This window comes from Mycobacterium sp. NAZ190054, assembly GCF_001545925.1.
GTDB lineage: Bacteria > Actinomycetota > Actinomycetes > Mycobacteriales > Mycobacteriaceae > Mycobacterium.
In genome coordinates this window covers 1-16,674 of the sequence record NZ_LMVQ01000020.1, presented here as the reverse complement: position 1 = coordinate 16,674, position 16,674 = coordinate 1, and the positions used below count along the sequence as shown (strand labels likewise).

General features: G+C 67.1%; 16 protein-coding genes. 9 read left to right on the top strand and 7 right to left on the bottom strand.

Annotated features, from left to right (window positions below):
• Positions 1-50 precede the first annotated feature (50 nt).
• A complete protein-coding gene (locus ASJ79_RS31890) occupies positions 51-212 on the bottom strand; it encodes a hypothetical protein (protein WP_156448252.1) in 162 nt (53 codons plus the stop codon).
• Between the two features lie 5 nt (positions 213-217).
• On the opposite strand from ASJ79_RS31890, the gene ASJ79_RS02355 reads away from it, so the two are divergent.
• The gene (locus ASJ79_RS02355) at positions 218-832 is read left to right on the top strand and encodes a hypothetical protein (RefSeq protein ID WP_067952836.1); all 615 of its coding nucleotides are present in this window, start codon (positions 218-220) and stop codon (positions 830-832) included.
• Here the strand turns inward: ASJ79_RS02355 and ASJ79_RS02350 are convergent.
• Entirely contained in the window at positions 807-1,949 is a 1,143-nt protein-coding gene (locus ASJ79_RS02350) for an acyl-CoA dehydrogenase family protein (protein WP_067952834.1), read from the bottom strand. The two genes, ASJ79_RS02355 and ASJ79_RS02350, sit on opposite strands and share 26 nt — an antisense overlap.
• Positions 1,950-1,992: 43 nt before the next feature.
• Here ASJ79_RS02350 and ASJ79_RS02345 point away from each other — a divergent pair, with 43 nt between their 5' ends.
• Positions 1,993-2,568 carry a TetR/AcrR family transcriptional regulator gene (locus ASJ79_RS02345; RefSeq protein ID WP_067952833.1) on the top strand — a complete coding sequence of 192 codons (576 nt, stop codon included), beginning with the start codon at positions 1,993-1,995 and terminating at the stop codon, positions 2,566-2,568.
• A 7-nt stretch (positions 2,569-2,575) separates the two neighbouring features.
• On the opposite strand, the gene ASJ79_RS02340 is transcribed toward ASJ79_RS02345, so the two are convergent.
• From ASJ79_RS02340 to ASJ79_RS02330, 3 genes are read right to left on the bottom strand one after another with little or no spacing between them, the layout of a single operon-like run.
• A complete protein-coding gene (locus ASJ79_RS02340; RefSeq protein WP_067952831.1) occupies positions 2,576-3,280 on the bottom strand; it encodes an enoyl-CoA hydratase/isomerase family protein in 705 nt (234 codons plus the stop codon).
• Positions 3,280-4,818 carry an aldehyde dehydrogenase gene (locus tag ASJ79_RS02335; protein WP_082753623.1) on the bottom strand — a complete coding sequence of 513 codons (1,539 nt, stop codon included), beginning with the start codon at positions 4,816-4,818 and terminating at the stop codon, positions 3,280-3,282. Before ASJ79_RS02335 ends, ASJ79_RS02340 begins: the two co-directional genes overlap by 1 nt.
• Positions 4,819-4,876: 58 nt before the next feature.
• The gene (locus tag ASJ79_RS02330) at positions 4,877-5,545 is read right to left on the bottom strand and encodes a GntR family transcriptional regulator (protein WP_156448251.1); all 669 of its coding nucleotides are present in this window, start codon (positions 5,543-5,545) and stop codon (positions 4,877-4,879) included.
• 185 nt (positions 5,546-5,730) lie between these two features.
• Between ASJ79_RS02330 and ASJ79_RS02325 the strand changes: the two genes are divergently transcribed.
• Genes ASJ79_RS02325 through ASJ79_RS02310 form a run of 4 tightly spaced genes read left to right on the top strand, consistent with a single transcriptional unit; the run spans position 5,731 to position 10,675 of the window.
• Positions 5,731-6,867: an ABC transporter ATP-binding protein gene (locus tag ASJ79_RS02325; RefSeq protein ID WP_067952829.1), complete on the top strand. Its 1,137-nt coding sequence runs from the start codon at positions 5,731-5,733 to the stop codon at positions 6,865-6,867.
• Positions 6,864-7,931 carry an ABC transporter substrate-binding protein gene (locus tag ASJ79_RS02320; protein ID WP_067952827.1) on the top strand — a complete coding sequence of 356 codons (1,068 nt, stop codon included), beginning with the start codon at positions 6,864-6,866 and terminating at the stop codon, positions 7,929-7,931. The genes ASJ79_RS02325 and ASJ79_RS02320 overlap by 4 nt, the downstream gene beginning before the upstream one ends.
• Positions 7,928-9,715, top strand: a complete 1,788-nt coding sequence (locus tag ASJ79_RS02315) for an iron ABC transporter permease (RefSeq protein ID WP_082753622.1) — start codon at positions 7,928-7,930, stop codon at positions 9,713-9,715. The genes ASJ79_RS02320 and ASJ79_RS02315 overlap by 4 nt, the downstream gene beginning before the upstream one ends.
• A gap of 42 nt (positions 9,716-9,757) precedes the next feature.
• A complete protein-coding gene (locus ASJ79_RS02310) occupies positions 9,758-10,675 on the top strand; it encodes a carbon-nitrogen hydrolase family protein (protein ID WP_067952823.1) in 918 nt (305 codons plus the stop codon).
• A gap of 14 nt (positions 10,676-10,689) precedes the next feature.
• Here ASJ79_RS02310 and ASJ79_RS02305 read toward each other — a convergent pair whose 3' ends face one another.
• Positions 10,690-11,739, bottom strand: a complete 1,050-nt coding sequence (locus tag ASJ79_RS02305) for an LLM class F420-dependent oxidoreductase (protein WP_067952822.1) — start codon at positions 11,737-11,739, stop codon at positions 10,690-10,692.
• A gap of 51 nt (positions 11,740-11,790) precedes the next feature.
• Positions 11,791-12,636: a dienelactone hydrolase family protein gene (locus ASJ79_RS02300; protein ID WP_067952837.1), complete on the bottom strand. Its 846-nt coding sequence runs from the start codon at positions 12,634-12,636 to the stop codon at positions 11,791-11,793.
• 56 nt (positions 12,637-12,692) lie between these two features.
• Here ASJ79_RS02300 and glmS point away from each other — a divergent pair, with 56 nt between their 5' ends.
• The 3 genes from glmS to ASJ79_RS02285 all read left to right on the top strand — a co-directional run.
• Positions 12,693-14,558, top strand: a complete 1,866-nt coding sequence (glmS, locus tag ASJ79_RS02295) for a glutamine--fructose-6-phosphate transaminase (isomerizing) (protein WP_067952820.1) — start codon at positions 12,693-12,695, stop codon at positions 14,556-14,558.
• Positions 14,558-15,448, top strand: coding sequence for an alpha/beta fold hydrolase (locus ASJ79_RS02290; RefSeq protein WP_082753621.1), 891 nt, complete (start codon positions 14,558-14,560; stop codon positions 15,446-15,448). The genes glmS and ASJ79_RS02290 overlap by 1 nt, the downstream gene beginning before the upstream one ends.
• Before the next feature lie 61 nt (positions 15,449-15,509).
• On the top strand, positions 15,510-16,674 hold a 1,165-nt coding region (locus tag ASJ79_RS02285), incomplete at its 3' end, for an NAD(P)H-hydrate epimerase (RefSeq protein ID WP_156448250.1).

Below are 16,674 nucleotides of genomic sequence, written 5' to 3'. Positions count from 1 at the left end.
GACGCAGACATACCATAGCCCACAAGGACCGGAAACCTAAGCGAGCAGCTCTACAGGAACAGACACTTGTCGGGGTAGTAGACGGGCGTCCCGGTCATCACAGGGCTTGAGTCGCCGAGCAGCGCGGCCGCGGCGCCGAGCAGGACCAGACGCCGTGTGAGATCGCCGCTGACGAAGTGCCCCAGGTCGGAGAACCGGCAGGGTAGCCTCACCCGGCGTGAGACTGCGGATCATGGAAGCGGTGGCGCTGTTCCTGCTCGGCGCCGCGGCCGCGCTGCTCGGCGACCACAGCCATGTGGTGACCGGGACGACCGTCTACTACACCGACACGGTGCCGTTCCTGTGGAGCAGCCCGCTGTGGTTTCCGGTTCTGGTGGGGTCGGCGACGGTGGCGCTGGCCGAACTGCGGTTGCATCTGCCCGCCCCGCGCACGGATGTGACCGCCCGGCAGGCTCTGGCCGGCATCGCGGCGGTCGTCGGTATGTACGTCACCACCGCGCTGGTGCACGCCGAAGCGGTCGTCCCGGTGACTGCGCTGATCTGCGCGGCGGCGGTGATCACGTGGTGCGTGCTCGGCGACGGACCTGGGGCCGGGTGCGGCGCGGCCATCGCCGTGATCGGTCCCGCCGTCGAGATCGCGCTGGTGCGCCTGGGGGTGTTCGCCTACCACCCGGACTCGGACGAACTGTTCGGTGTCGCGCCGTTCCTGGTGCCGCTGTACTTCGCGTTCGGCGTCGTCGCCGCGCTGCTCGGGGAACTCGTGGTCGCGCGGCGGCCGCAGACCGGCCCGCCGGTGTGCGACACGGTCAGTCGCGCGCCAGGTGCCGGCTGATCACCAGTCGCTGAATCTGGTTGGTGCCCTCGAAGATCTGGGTGATCTTGGCTTCGCGCATGAAGCGCTCGACCCGGTAGTCGCGGGTGTAACCGGCGCCCCCGAGCACCTGGACGGCGTCGGTGGTCACCTTCATGGCCGCGTCGGTGGCGGTGAGCTTGGCGACCGACGCGTGCCGTGAGTAGGGCAGCCCCGCGTCGCGGCGACGGGCCGCGTCGAGGTAGGTGGCCCGGGCAGCGTCGACGGCGGCGGCCATGTCGGCCAGCAGGAACGCCAGCCCCTGATGGTCGATGATCTTGCGGCCGAATGTGGTTCGCTGCCGGCTGTAGTCGACCGCCGCGTCGAGCGCGGCCTGCGCCAGCCCGACCGCGACCGCGGCGATGCCCAGCCGCCCGGAATCCAGTGCGCTGAACGCGATCTGCAGACCCTGGCCCTCGGTGCCGATGCGACGGTCGGCCTCGATGAAGGCGTTGTCGTAGTGCGCCGTGGTGGTCGGCACCGCGTGCAGACCCATCTTCTCCTCCGGCTTGCCGAAGGTCAGCCCCTCGGTGTCCTTGGGCACCAGGAAGCACGAAATGCCTTGAGAACCTTCGCCGGTACGGGCGAACAGGTTGTAGAAGTCGGCGATGCCGCCGTGAGTGATCCACGCCTTCGCACCGTTGACGCGGTAACCACCGTCGGCGGCTACGGCCTTGCAGGTCAGCGCGGCGGCGTCGGAGCCTGCCTGGGGTTCGGACAGGCTGTACGCGCCGATGGTCGAGCCGCCCAGCATCTCCGGCAGCCAGCGCTGGCGCTGCTCGTCGGTGCCGAAGCTCATCAGAGGGTGGCAGGACAGGCTGTGCACGCTGACGGCGACCGCGACGGCGGCCCACTTGGCGGCCAGTTCCTCGAGCACCTGCAGGTACACCTCGTAGGGCTGGCCGCCGCCGCCCCACTCCTCGGGGTACGGCAGGCTCAGCAACCCGGCCTCGCCGAGCGTCGCGAAAACGCCGTCGGGGTAGGTCTCGTCCTTCTCGTGCCGGTCGACGATCGGGTCGAGGACCTTGTCACCGATCTGCCGGGCGAGGTCGACGAGTTCGCGCGCTTCCTCGGTGGGCAGGAGACGGTCGACAGCCATACCTTGGACAGTACTACAGGACCAACTCCAGTACTATCGAGCCGTGACCAGGCCCGCGTTCGCCACCCGGCGCCGCACCGAACTGTTCGATGCGCTCACCGCGCTCTTCCTGGCCGAAGGATTCGCCCATCTGACGCTGGACGAGATCGCGGCGCGCCTGCGCTGCTCGAAGTCCACGCTGTACACCCTGGCCGGCAGCAAGGAGCAGTTGGTGCAGGCGGCGACCGTGCACTTCTTCCGGTCGGCGACCGAATCGGTCGAAGCGCAGGTGGCGGCTGTCGACGGGGCCCGCGACCGGATCGTGGCCTATCTGAGCGCGGTCGGCGCGGCGCTGGATCCCGCCTCGGACCGGTTCATGGCCGATCTCGACGCGTTCGGCCCGGCGCGCGGCATCTACGAGAAGAACACCCGCATCGCGGCGCGCCGCGTGCAGCAGCTGATCGCCGAGGGCGTCGCCGCGGGGGAGTTCCGGGACGTCCATGCCGCCTTCGCGGCGGATTTGGTCGCCACGGTGATGGTGCGCATCCAGCAGCGGGTGGTGCGGGAGAACACCGGGCTCGACGACGCCCGCGCCTACCGTGAGCTCGCCGCGATCCTGACCGGCGGAATCCAGGCGTGACCGGGCATCAGCGGGCCCTGCGCATCGAACCGAGGACCAACCGGTCGGCGGCCAGCTCGTATGCCTGTGTCGGAGACAACGACTCCATGGAACGCAACATGCGGCGAATCTCGGCGTGCACCCGCGGCTTACCGCGTAGCAACAACTGAACCCGTCGCGATACCGCGGCATCGAGCGCGGCGACGTCCTCGACGACCTCGTTGAGCAGGCCCAACCGGACGGCTTCGGCGCCGGCGACCGACTCGCCGGTCGCCGTGAGCCAGAATGCTTCCCGCCGTCCGACGACTGCCGGCAGCCATGCCAGCACCAGCGCTGGGGCCAGATCGATACGCACTTCGGGAAAACTGAGCTGGGCCGCCTCGGTAGCGACTGCGACGTCGCAGAGGGCCGCCAGTCCGACGCCGAAACCGCCGGCGTCCCCGTGCACCCGGGCCACCGTGACCAGGCGCGTGGTCGCAAGCGCTTCGTTGACCGCAACCAGGCGAGCCACCTCGTCGGGCAGGTCGTCCGGCGTCGCGGCGGTGCGTTCCCGGCCGAGGCAGAACTGGTCGCCTGCAGCGCTGAGCACCAGCACGTGCGCACCGGCCGGCGGGTCGCGCAGGACGGCGGCCAGTGCATCGCACATGTCGAGCGTCATGAGATTGCCGTCCGGCGCGTCGAGGACCGCTGTCAACACCTCACCGTCGAGCTCGAGCGTCAGCCCCTGGGTCATCAGTTCAGCCTCTCCACGGCCACATCGCCGTACCAGTCCACGTCGCTGTCGGCAGTGCGCACCGTGACCGCACGGACGTGGGTGAAGTCGTCAAACGACTCCCATCCGCCTTCGCGGCCGTGTCCGCTGTCGCGCACACCGCCCCAGGGTGAGCAGGGGTCCAGCCGATGGTGGTCGTTCACCCACACGATGCCGTGCTCGAGCTTCGATGCGACCCGATGCGCTCGTGCGACGTCCCGTGTCCAGATCGACGAGCCCAGGCCGTATGCGGAGTCATTGGCGATATGCACCGCGCCGGCTTCGTCGCGGAACGGGATCACCACCACGACCGGGCCGAAGATCTCCTCCCTGGCGACGCGCATCTGGTTGGTCACCCCGGACAGCACCGTCGGGGCGACGAAGAATCCGTCGAGGCCCGGAAGCTGCGGGGAGTAACCGCCCGTGGCCACCGTCGCGCCCTCGGCTCGGCCGATTTCCACATAGTCCAGGATGCGCCGGCGGGCCCGATCAGAGATCACCGGACCCAATTGTGTCTCGGGCAGGCTCGGATCACCGATCCGAATGCGTTCGGCCTGATCAACGAGAGCGGCGACGAACTCGTCGTAGATGGTTTCCTGTACGACGATGCGGGTGCCGGCGATGCATGTCTGGCCGGCGCCGATGAATCCGCCGAACGCGGTGCCGCGCGCGGCGACGTCGACCGGGGTGTCGTCGAACACCAGAACCGGTGATTTGCCGCCCAATTCGACGGTGGACTTCGCGAACCGCTTCGCCGTGGCGACCGAGATCGACCGGCCCACCTCGGTGCCGCCGGTGAACACGACCTTGTCCACCAGCGGGTGCTCGGCCAACGCCGCGCCCGTGACCGGCCCGAGTCCCGGCACGACGTTGAGGACGCCGGGCGGCATTCCCGCCTCCAGCGCCAGCGCGCCGATGAGCAGCGCGGTCAGCGGGGTCTGCTCAGACGGCTTGAGCACCACGCTGTTGCCGGTGGCGAGTGCGGGGGCCACGCTCTTGGAGGCGATCATCAGCGGGTGGTTGAACGACGACAGCGTCGCAACCACGCCGAGCGGGAATCGCGAAGTGTAAGAGTGGTAGTCACCCGACATGGGCACCACCGAGGTGCGCGCGGCGAGCAACAGTGCGGCGTTGTAGCGGTACCACTCGGGCAATCGGGTGATTTGAGCCCTGGTCTCCGTGATCGGCCTGCCGTTGTTGATCGTTTCCAGCCGGTACAGCTCCTGCATATCGCGCTCGAGGAGGTCGCCGAAGCGGTTCAGGATGCGGGCCCGCTCGTGGATCGGCATCTTGGACCAGACCCCGGAGTCGAACGTCGCACGCGCGGACGCGACCGCGTCATGGGTGTCTTCGACACTGGCGTTGTGGCAGCGCGCGAACACCTTCGCAGTGGCCGGGTTGACGATATCCAGCAGCTCGCCGTGGCCCGGTCTGTGTTCACCGTGGATGAGCAAGCCGTGTGCGGCTTCACCGTTGGAGTCCACCGGTGCCGGTGCTGCGGACGAGAACTGTTCGGACATGAGGTGATCTCTCTCGTGTGGGAGGTCGGGCGGTGACGGGGCGCGTGAATGCGAAGGCTCAGCGCGTGGAGGTGCCTGGTGCGGGGTCGACCGACTGTTCGAGCAGGTAGTTGAGGATGAACTCGTGAGACGTGACGAGGTGCTGGTGCGTGCGGGCTGCGGTGAGTTCGCTGTCGCCGGATTCGACGGCTTCCAGGATGTCGCTGTGTTCCTGGTCGAGGTGTGCGCTCTGTCCGATCACCTCGAGGTGCAGATACAGGTACCGGTCGGTGAGCTTGCGCAGCTGTTCGACGGTCTGGATCATTCGTGGCCGGTTCGCCTGACGGTAGATCTGCGCGTGAAACTCGGCATTACTGTCGAGCCAGACGTATGGGTCGTCGGACGTTTGCATCGCCTCTAGCAGTCGACGCATCCGAATCACTTCCGCGCGGCCGACATTGGGTACGGCAACGCGCGTGGCGATGGGTTCGACCGCGATGCGCATCTCGTAGAGCTCTTGCAGTTCGGCGATCGACATCCCGGTGACGAGCACCGAGCCGCCGGCCGAGTTGGTGACGAGGCCCTCGCCGGCCAGCATGCGGAGTGCATCGCGCGCCGGAATCCGGCTCACACCAAACTCTTTGGCGACCCGCTCCTGCGACAACTGCGTACCCGGCGCGAGCGCGCCGGTCAGGATACTCTCGCGAAGTTGCTCGGCGATTCGGTCAGCCGATGTCCCGTCGTTCACGATGTTTCTCCCCAGTCAGCACGCACGCTTATGTGTACAGCTTGGGCAAAACGGTATACGTAACGAGCTTGGAACCGCAACGCGAGCTTCCTGTTGCAGCACCTTGGCGCATCTCGTATACATAGACCGGCAGCCGTACACAGAGTGGCCCGCGAGGTGATCCGCTCAGCAGGAAGTGAGAACCGGTGATCACGATCGAGAACTTGGTCAAGGCGTACGACAAAGGCGCGCCGCCAGCGATCAATGACATCTCGTTGGAAATCCCCAAGGGAACTTTTCTGACCCTGCTGGGCCCCAGTGGGTGCGGTAAGAGCACAACGCTTCGAAGCATCGCCGGCCTGGAGACGCCGGACTCCGGCGCGATCGTCATCGGCGACGTCACCGCCTACGACAGCAGGGAACGTATCAACCTCGCCCCGGCCAAGCGCCGTATCGGGATGGTGTTCCAGTCCTATGCCATCTGGCCGCATATGACGGTGGCGGGCAACGTCTCCTATCCCCTGAAACGACAAGGGGTCCCGCGTGCCAAAGCGAAGCAGATGGTCACCGACGCACTCGAGCTCGTCGGTCTCTCTGCGATGGCGTCGCGACCGGCTCCGAATCTCAGTGGCGGACAACAGCAACGAGTCGCGCTCGCACGGGCGATCGTTGCCAGGCCCGAAGTCCTCTTGCTCGACGAACCGCTGTCCAACCTCGATACCGGGCTGCGCCGGGACCTGGGCCGCTATCTGCGGGACTTGCAACGTGAACTCGGTCTGACCGTCGTCTACGTCACACACGACCACAACGAGGCGATGTCGATGTCCGACGTCGTGGTGTTGATGCGCTCCGGCAACATTCTGGAACAAGGCACCCCGGAAGCGATCTACCACACTCCGATCACACAGTTCGGCGCGTCCTTTCTGGGCTCGGCGAACTTTCTCACCGGCACCGTGACCGATGCCGGACCCGGTCGGGGCATGATCAGCGGCGAGGCGGGGGAGATCGCCTTCGACGATGCAGGCCGGCAGGTCAGCTCCGGCGAGAACGTCACGCTGATGCTGCGACCCGATCAGATCACCCTGCAGGACAGCGCCATACATCCTGCCAGCGGTGTCAACCACGTCGTTGGAACGATCCGGAGCCCCCGATTCCTCGGGATGTACTGGGAGTCCTCCGTAGAGGTCAAGCCCGGACTGGTACTCACGGCGAGGACGTTCGACGGTAAACCGTGGCGGGAGGGGGACCACGTGGTCGCAAGCTTCCCGCCGTCCGCCTGTATCCCGGTTGACGCGGATCAACCGGCTGCTGCCACCATCACCGAAGGAGCCGAATCCAAATGAAATTCACCAAGCTGGCCGCTGCCGGCATCGTCGCGGGGATGACTCTGATCACAGGTTGTGGTGGTGGCGGGTCCGACACTCCGGCAGCGGGACCCGTCGCACCGGAGAACGACCCGTTCGCGGCTCTCGCCGAGCAGGCCGAAGCGGAGGGCGGGAAGCTGAATTACTACTTCATCCTCGGTGAGGAGGCGAACCGAGAACTGTTCGACGCCTTCAAAGCGCGCTACCCGTTTGTCGACATCGAGGTGACGTCGGGTAACACGCTGCAGCTGATCGAACGTGTGGTCAGTGAGAACCGGTCGGGGAATCCGAATGCCGACATCATCCAAGGCGGCCCGCTCGAAGAGCGAATCATCAACGGGGACAACAACCTGGGGATGTCATTCACCCCTGCCGGCATCGACGAAGTCGACGAGGATCTGAAGCTGGGGGACGGCCGTTACCTGGTTGCCGACTACTTCACCTTCCCGCTGTCGTACAACTCGGAGGTGCTCTCCGAAGAGGAGGCGCCCAAGTCACTGGAAGAGTTGACCGACCCGAAGTGGCGCGGGAAGTTCGGCATCGACGTCGAGCAGATCGACTGGTTCGCCGGTGAGCTGGCCTACCACGGCGAGGATGCCGGTATGGACCTGATGCGGCGGCTTGCCGCCAATGATCCGGTGGTGTTCACGGGAACCCAAGGATACGAGCAGGTGGCAGCCGGTTCCCTGCCGGTGGCGGTCAATCTGTTCAGCGCGGTGGTGGGCCCTTACCTGGACCGGGGTGCTCCCATCGCCTTCGCAAAATCTCCGTACGTGATCGCTCAACCCGATGTGTACATCGGCCTTGACAACGCACCGCACCCGGCGACCACCCAACTGTTCTTCGAATGGCTGATGACTGAAGATGCCCAGAAGATCCTGGCCAGCGGCTCCTACAAGAACCCGGTGCTCGGCGACGTCGCCCCGCCCGAGGTGCTCGGCGACGTGTGCGCCACCGATTGCGAGCTGTTCTTCGTCAACAGTGAGAACTTCGGCGACTTCGACACCCGTGTGAACGAGTTCCAGAGCCTATTCGTTCGATGACAGTTCTCTCCGAACCCGACGCGCCCCCGGCGGTCCCGCCGCCGGGGGTGCCCAAGGGGACGCGCGTCCTGCGGGAGCTCAAACAACGTGTAACCGTTCAATCCTGCATCGTCGCAGCACTTTTGGTCTTCCTACTGTGGCAGATCGTGGTGCCGCTGATCGGGATCGTCTACACGAGCTTCAAGGACGTCCGTCCAGACGACCCGACATTTCTGAGCCCGGACTTCTCGCTCACGAATATCAATGAGATCTTCTCCGGTGATCTCCTCGCGGTGGTGCTGCGGACAACGGTGTTCGCCGTCGGCTCATCGCTGATCGCGCTGATCCTCGGCGGATTCCTGGCATTCGTCACCACCAGGACCAATGCGGTGTGCCGCGGCATCATCGCAGCGCTGGTGCTTTATCAACTGGCGATGCCGGAGGTGCTGTACCCGATCGTATGGTCGTACCTGCTGTCGCCGGACAACGGCGTGATCAACGAGGCTTGGCAGTCGCTCACCGGCACCGAAGGTGTGCTGCTGAACGCTTACGGGATGCCGGCCATGATCCTGGTCGAGTCATTCCTGCTCCTGCCGTTGGTGTATCTGTTCATGGTCCCCGGCCTGACCGCGATGGACCGTTCGCTCGAAGAAGCCGCCGAGGTCTCGGGAGCCGGCCGGTCCCGCGTCATGCGTGACATCGTGTTCAAACTCGCGATGCCCGCGATAGTCGCCACGGGGATCATCGCCCTGATGCGGAGTTGGGAAGCCTTCGAGGTGCCGTGGTATCTCGGACTTCGCGAGAAGAACCTGACGTACAGCACCGAACTTTTCTTCCAGACCGTCACACCGCCGAGCGATACCGGCCGGATCTCGGCGTACGCACTGCCGATGCTCGCGGTCGCGCTGCTGATGGTTTGGTACTACAGCCGGTTCAACAGGGCGGCCCGCCGGTATGCGACCATGAGCGGCAAGAACTTTCGCCCGGAACCGATCCGGCTCAAACCGGTTGTCCGGTGGGTGGTCGGACTGGGTTCGTTGGCGGTGCTCTTCGTCGGCGTGATCCTGCCGATCCTGATGCTGGTCTGGCTGTCGCTGATGCCGTTCTATCGGCCGCCGTCGTTGAAGGCGTTGGACTACGCGAGTATCGACTCCTACACGCGGCTTTTCGCCGACGACGCGATCCTGATCGGTTTCCGGAACAGCTTGATCGTCGGGCTCGGCACGACGCTGCTGGTGTTGGTGGTGGCCTCGTTGAGCGGCTGGTTCGTCGTCCACGAGCGCCGGCCCTCCAGCAAGCTGTTGGACTTTCTGACGTTCGTGCCGTTGTCGTTCCCCAACATCGTGATCGCGATCTGCATGTTGTGGCTCTACCTGATGCTGCCGATCGACATCAGGGGCACCTACGTCAGCTTGGTGCTCGCGTTCTTCATCCTGTTCGTGGCGCTGGCCGCCAGGAACATCAACGCCCGGTTGATGCAGATCAACCGGGAACTGCACGAAGCGGCGGTCGTCAGTGGTGCGTCGTTCCTGACGTCGTTCCGGACTGTCGTCATGCCGCTGCTGGGACCGGCGCTGCTGGCCAGCGGCCTGTACATCACGGTGTGGGCGTTCAAGGAACTCGAGGCGTCCATCCTGCTGTCCGATCCTTCGACCAAGACCGCGACCGTGGTGATCTACGACAAGAGCGGTCTGGCTACGACGGCGGAGGTGGCTGCCATCGGCGTGGTCTCGTTGACCGCAATTCTGTTTGTGGTCATCGGATTTCAGATTGTCGCACGCAAGTACAAGCTCGTTGGTTTCTGACCGGCGGCCGTGACTGACCGTACCTGTGAGAAAGGAAGATCAATGGATCAAGTGACGATGAGCGTCGTGCAACCGCGCACCTTCTTCGGGAAGGGCGCGCGCGAGCGCAACCTCGAGCAGGCCGACGCGTATGTGGCCGAGGCTGCGCGCCAGGGCGCACAGTTGGTGCTGTTACCCGAGACCTATCCGGGCGAGTGGGCGGCGCCGGTGACCTGGACGCCGGTCGACGAACTCAACGAGATCGCCGAACGCCACGGCGTGTACCTGGTGGGTGGATTCGCCGAGCCGCTCGACGACGAAGGCGTGCGGTGCTACAACACGCTCACCCTGCACAGCCCGGATGGGGTGGAGATCGGCCGGTACCGCCGCACCACGCCGTCGCACACGCCGTGGATCTACAAGGGCGGACGCTACTGGGATTTCGACTGGGTGAACGCCACCGAGTTGCCGGTCTACGACACAGATCTCGGCAAGATCGGCATCATCATGTGCAGTGAGGTGTACGCCACCGAGTGCTCGCGGGCGCTGGCGCTCAAAGGTGCCGACATCGCACTCCTACCCGCCGGCCTGGTGGGTCCGCACACGTCGTCGTACCCGACCTGGCGAACCTTGGTGTGGGCCCGCGCGATCGAGAACATCATGTTCACCGCGGTGTGCTCGAACATTCCGGTGCCCGACGACATCGAGCTCGACGAAAGCCAGCAGGGCGGCATCGCGATGATCTGCTCGCCGGAGGAGATCCTGGTCGACGAGTCCAAGGAAGGCGTGTTCACCAGCACCCTCGATCTGGCACGGGTGCGGCATCTGCGCGAGGACCACGACCGGCTCGGCAAACTCGATGACGTCGTCTACGGTGACCTGCCCTGGCGCACCAAGCCGGGTAACCTGCGGGACTGGCGACGCGACGCCGTGCTGAAGGCGAACCCGGTGCTGCTCACCGGTTCACCCGACCCGAGCTGATCCGGTCAGCTCCGTCATACGAGCGACTGTAGTTCCTCGACGAACCTGATGGTCTCGCGCCGGTCCGCCGAGAGCGGGTGCACGAGCATCGTCGTGACACCCGCCTCGGCGTAGGCGGCGAGCCGTTCCTTGACGAACCCGGCCGGGCCGACGAGGGACACCTGGCGGACCAGTTCGTCGGGGACGGCGTCGATCGCCTCGGCCTTCCGGCCCGCGAGGTACAGATTCTGGATGTGGTCGGCCACCTCGCCGAAGCCGTACCGGGTGGCCAGATTGTGGTAGAAGTTGCGGCCCCGCGCGCCCATACCGCCGATGTAGAGCGCCAGTTGCGGCTTGGCCCAGGCCAATCGGTCGTCGACGTCGTCGCCGATCGCCAGGCTCGCGCTGACCATCACGTCGAGCGGACCGAGTTCGGGGTCGCGCCGGGACGCGCCGGCGCGCAGCGCGTCCCCCCAGACGTCGTCGGCCTTCTCGGGATAGAAGAACACCGGCTGCCAGCCTTCGACGATCTCGGCGGTGAGCTCGACGTTCTTCGGCCCGAGTGCGGCGATGGTGATCGGGATGCGTTCCCGCACAGGATGGTTGATCAGCTTCAGTGGCTTGCCCAGCCCGGTGCCGCGCGCCCCGGGCCCCTCGCTGGGTAGCGGCAGCTGGTAGTGCTTGCCGTCGTAACTCAGCCGCTCGCGCCGCCACACCTGCCTGCAGATCTCGACGACCTCGCGGGTGCGGCCCAGCGGTGCGTCGAACGGGACGCCGTGGAAGCCCTCGACCACCTGCGGGCCCGACGTGCCGAGTCCCAGCCGGAACCGGCCGTCGGAGACGTAGTCGATGCCGGCGGCCGTCATCGCCATCAGGGCCGGGGTGCGGGTGTAGATCGGCACGACGCCGGTGCCGAGCTCGATCCGCGACGTCCTGGCCGCCAGGAAGCCGAGCTGGCTGACCGCGTCGTAGGAGTACGCCTCGGCCACCAGCGCGATGTCGACGCCGAGCTTCTCGCACTCGACGACCTCGTCCACCGCTTCGAGGAACCCGCCGGCGTAGCTGAGGAAAATCCCGGTCCGCATCCGTCAGGTATAGCAGCCAACCGGTTGGTTGGGAACGGGTGAGTCCACGGTTCAGGGTTTGAGCAGCGCGACGACCTTGTTCTCCAGATCGACCGGGTCGTCGGCGAACGGGTCCATCACCGAGGCCCTGGGCAGCTCGGCGTCGGCGTCGGCGAACTCGCGGTAGGTCTTGTCGCCGGACAGGGTGTGCAGCAGGAAACCGGTCATCAGCGCGCGCACGATCTTCTGGGTGCCCTTGTCGGCCCCCGGCAGGCCCACCACGGTGGCCAGCCGCCGCCCCTCCACGAGGCCGCCCGACTTGGTCTTGGCGGTGGCGCGCAGCGTCGCGGACTTCCACGCGCGGGCCAGCTCCACCGCGTTGGAGCGCAGTGTCATCGGGTCGCCGGGATCGGTCAGGATCAGGCCGGGCACGGTCAGGCCCGCGGCGGGGGCCTCGGCGGCCGGGCTGGAGACCGTCGGATACGCCGCCACCACGCCTTTGAGCCGGCCAGGCATCCCCGCGGCCGTGAACACCGCCGCCGACGCCCCGAACCCGTGGCCCACCACGCCCAGCTTGTTCGGGTGCACGCTGATCGCCCCCTGGCCCAGCCGCACCCCGGTGATGATGTCCAGCGTGGTGCCCAGGTCGTACGCCAGGTTGAGCACCGACGGCGCCAGGCCGGTCTCGGTGTGGGGGGCCGCCGCGACGATTCCCCACGAGGCCAGGTGCTCCAGCGTCCCCTGGTAGCGGTCGGCCGATGTGATCCAGTCGTGGGCGAACGCCACCGCGGGCAGATTCTTGCCCTCCGCCGGTGTGTACACGACACCCGGCTGGCCGGCAAAGGCCAGGTCACCGCGCAGAACCCGGTGCGGTCCACGGCGAGTCAACGCGGCATAGAGCTTCTTCGTGCTGGCCACCTGATGACCGTAGCCCAACCCGGTTCAGGCCGTCTGCTGCCGTACCCTGGTTGGCTATGTGCGGAATCGTCGGCTATGTCGGGCAGCGCCCTGCCTGCGACATCGTCGTCGACGCGCTACGCCGCATGGAGTACCGCGGGTACGACTCGGCCGGGGTGGCGCTGCTCGACGGACAGGGCGGCCTCACCGTGCGCCGCAAGGCGGGACGGCTGGCCAACCTGGAGGCCGCTCTGGAAGAGAGCGGGACCGACAACCTGGTGGGTGCGACCGGTCTCGGCCACACCCGGTGGGCCACCCACGGCCGGCCGACCGACCGGAACGCCCATCCGCACCGCGACGCCTCCGGCAAGGTCGCGGTCGTGCACAACGGCATCATCGAGAACTTCGCGACGCTGCGCGCCGAGCTGGAGCGCGCCGGTGTCGAGTTCGCCAGCGACACCGACACCGAGGTCGCGGTGCACCTGGTCGCCCGCGAGTACGTGCACGGTGAGTCCGCGGGGGACTTCCCGGCCTCGGTGCTGGCGGTGCTGCGGCGTCTGGAGGGGCACTTCACGCTGGTCTTCGCCCATGCCGACGATCCCGGCACCCTCGTCGCGGCGCGGCGCTCGACACCACTGGTGCTCGGGATCGGTGACGGGGAGATGTTCGTCGGATCCGATGTCGCCGCGTTCATCGAACACACCCGCGACGCCGTCGAACTCGGGCAGGACCAGGCCGTCGTCGTCACCGCGGACGGCTACCGCATCACCGACTTCCACGGTGCCGCCACCAAGGACTACCGCGAGTTCCACATCGACTGGGACACCTCGGCCGCCGAGAAGGGCGGCTACGAGTACTTCATGCTCAAGGAGATCGCCGAGCAGCCCGCCGCCGTGTCCGACACGCTGCTGGGCCATTTCGCCGACAACCGCATCGTGCTCGACGAGCAACGGCTCTCCGATCAGGAATTACGCGACGTCGACAAGGTCTTCGTGGTCGCCTGCGGCACCGCCTACCACTCCGGCTTGCTGGCCAAGTACGCCATCGAGCACTGGACCCGGCTGCCCGTCGAGGTCGAACTCGCGAGCGAGTTCCGGTACCGCGACCCGGTTCTGGACAGTCACACCCTCGTCGTCGCGATCTCCCAGTCCGGCGAGACCGCCGACACGCTGGAGGCGGTCCGGCACGCCAAGGAACAGAAGGCCAAGGTGCTGGCCATCTGCAACACCAACGGCAGCCAGATCCCCCGCGAGTGCGACGCGGTGCTCTACACCCGCGCCGGGCCGGAGATCGGCGTCGCGTCGACCAAGACGTTCCTGGCCCAGATCGCCGCCAATTACCTTGTCGGACTGGCGCTTGCGCAGGCGCGCGGCACCAAGTACCCCGACGAGGTGGCGCGCGAGTATCACGACCTCGAGGCGATGCCGGACCTGATCTCGCGGGTGCTGGACACCGCTGAACCGGTCGTGCAGCTGGCCAAGCAGTTCGCGTCGTCGCAGACGGTGCTGTTCCTGGGGCGTCATGTCGGCTATCCGGTGGCGCTCGAGGGTGCGCTGAAGCTCAAGGAGCTGGCGTACATGCACGCCGAGGGGTTCGCGGCGGGCGAGCTCAAGCACGGCCCGATCGCGCTGATCGAGGACGACCTGCCCGTGATCGTCGTGATGCCGTCACCGAAGAATTCGGCGACGCTGCACTCCAAGCTGCTGTCGAACATCCGGGAGATCCAGGCCCGCGGTGCGATCACGATCGTCATCGCCGAGGAGGGGGATGACGCGGTACGGCCCTACGCCGACCACCTGATCGAGATCCCCGCGGTGTCAACGCTTTTCCAGCCGCTGTTGTCGACGATCCCGATGCAGTTGTTCTCGGCGGGGGTGGCCCAGGCCCGCGGCTACGACGTCGACAAGCCGCGTAACCTCGCGAAATCGGTCACCGTCGAGTAGTGGCCGGCGACCGGGTCGGCCGTTTCCGCGACGACGCGGCCCGCTCCCGTTATCTCGCGGCCTACCGGAGGTGTCTGGCCGAGTTGCCGCAGCCGGACGGAACCTTCGAGGTGCCAACGAGTTTCGGTACCGTGCGGGTCTACCGGTTCGACGGTCCGGATGGACGCCCCGTGGTGTTGCTGCCGGGTCGCAACGCCGCCACCCCGATGTGGAGCCCGAACCTGTCCGGACTGCTCGCACGTCGCACGGTGTTCGCCGTGGACCTGCTCGGTGAGCCCGGACTGTCCGTGCAGCAGCGTCCGATCGCCGACTCCGCCGATCAGGCGCTGTGGTTCGACGAGATGCTCGACGGGCTCGGGCTGGGTCGTCCCCATCTGATGGGAGTCTCGTTCGGGGGCTGGACCGCGGTCAACCACGCCGTGCACCGGCCGGGCCGGGCCGCTTCCCTGACCCTGCTGGACCCGGTGATGACGTTCGCCCCCATCCCTTTTCGCACGATGCTCGCCGTGATCCCGCTGGGGCTGCCGCGGGTGCCCGAGGTGGTGCGCAGTCGCGTGTTGCGCTGGCTCTCCGGTGGCGCCGAGGTCGACGAGTCGGTTCCGGTGGCGGCGCTGATCGCGTCGGGCAGTCGCGACTTCGTGCTGCGTCAGCCGCTGCCCACTCGGTTCACCGGCGCCCAGCTGCGCGGACTGGACATTCCGGTGCTGGCCCTGATCGCCGGGCGCAGCGTGATCCACGACGCCGCCCGCGCCGCCGAGGCCGCGCGCAGCCTGTTGCCGCACGGACAGGTCGAACTGTGGCCGCAGGCTTCACACGCGATCAACGGTGAGTACCCGGACAGGATCAGCGAACGGGTGCACCGGTTCTGGGATGAGCAGGAATTCTGCTGATCGGCTGACGCGCTGGGCCGCTCCGGCGATCGGAGCCACCCACCCACGTAACGTAGCCCCCATGCGGTACTACTACAGCGCCGACGCCATCCGTGAGGCCGAAGCGCCGCTGCTCGCCGCCCTGCCCGACGGCGGGCTGATGCGCCGGGCCGCGTTCGGCCTGGCCACCGCGATCGTCCGTGAACTCGGCACCGTGGCAGGCAGGACGGTGTGCGCGGTGGTCGGCTCCGGAGACAACGGCGGCGACGCGCTGTGGGCGGCGACATTCCTGCGCCGGCGCGGTGCGGCCGCGTCGGCGGTCCTGCTCAAACCGGAGCGCACCCACCGTGCGGCGCTCGCGGCGTTTCTGCGGGCGGGTGGGCGCATCGTCGAAACCGTGCCGGGCGCAACCGATCTGGTCATCGACGGCGTCGTCGGCATCTCCGGCTCGGGGCCGTTGCGGCCCGACGCCGCCGACGTGTTCGACGCCGTCACCCGCGCCGGTATCCCCGTCGTCGCGGTCGACCTGCCCAGCGGCGTCGACGTGCACACCGGTGCGGCCGACGGTCCGCACGTCGAGCCCGCGCTGACGGTGACCTTCGGCGGCCTCAAACCCGTTCACGCGCTGGGGAACTGCGGCCGGGTGGAGCTCGTGGACATCGGCCTCGATCTCGCCGCGAGTGAGGTCCGGGCCCTCGACGCCGAGGATGTCGCCGCGCGCTGGCCGGTTCCCGGCCCCAGGGACGACAAGTACACCCAGGGCGTCACCGGCGTGATGGCCGGTTCGGCGACCTATCCCGGCGCGGCGATCCTGTGCACCGGCGCAGCGGTGGCCGCCACCTCCGGGATGGTGCGCTACGCGGGAACGGCTGCCGCCGAGGTGGTTTCGCACTGGCCGGAGGTCATCGCCACCCCGGGCCACGCCACTGCGGGCCGGGTCCAGGCGTGGGTGGTGGGTCCCGGCCTCGGAACCGACGAGACCGCCGCGGCGGCCCTGGTGTTCGCGCTGGAGACCGATCTGCCGGTGATCGTCGACGCCGACGGGCTGACGATCCTTTCGGCCCATCCCGAGTTCGTCGCCGACCGCAGCATGTCGTTGATCGTGTGCAGTTCGTCGTTTGTGGACTGCAGCTCCTCGTTCATGGTCTCGAGAGAGTTCTTCGTTGGTGGACTGCAGTTCCTCGTTCGTGGTCTCCAGTTCCTCCACCGTGGACTGCAGTTCCTCGTTCGTCGTCTCGAGTTCCTCA

Excerpts from the sequence above, each read along its gene's own strand:
- ASJ79_RS02305 (WP_067952822.1), bottom strand. The coding sequence starts at position 11,739 with ATGCGGACCGGGATTTTCCTCAGCTACGCCGGCGGGTTCCTCGAAGCG.
- ASJ79_RS02320 (WP_067952827.1), top strand. The coding sequence starts at position 6,864 with ATGAAATTCACCAAGCTGGCCGCTGCCGGCATCGTCGCGGGGATGACT.
- ASJ79_RS02350 (WP_067952834.1), bottom strand. The coding sequence starts at position 1,949 with ATGGCTGTCGACCGTCTCCTGCCCACCGAGGAAGCGCGCGAACTCGTC.
- ASJ79_RS02310 (WP_067952823.1), top strand. The coding sequence starts at position 9,758 with ATGGATCAAGTGACGATGAGCGTCGTGCAACCGCGCACCTTCTTCGGG.
- glmS (WP_067952820.1), top strand. The coding sequence starts at position 12,693 with ATGTGCGGAATCGTCGGCTATGTCGGGCAGCGCCCTGCCTGCGACATC.
- ASJ79_RS02335 (WP_082753623.1), bottom strand. The coding sequence starts at position 4,818 with ATGTCCGAACAGTTCTCGTCCGCAGCACCGGCACCGGTGGACTCCAAC.
- ASJ79_RS02340 (WP_067952831.1), bottom strand. The coding sequence starts at position 3,280 with ATGACCCAGGGGCTGACGCTCGAGCTCGACGGTGAGGTGTTGACAGCG.
- ASJ79_RS02315 (WP_082753622.1), top strand. The coding sequence starts at position 7,928 with ATGACAGTTCTCTCCGAACCCGACGCGCCCCCGGCGGTCCCGCCGCCG.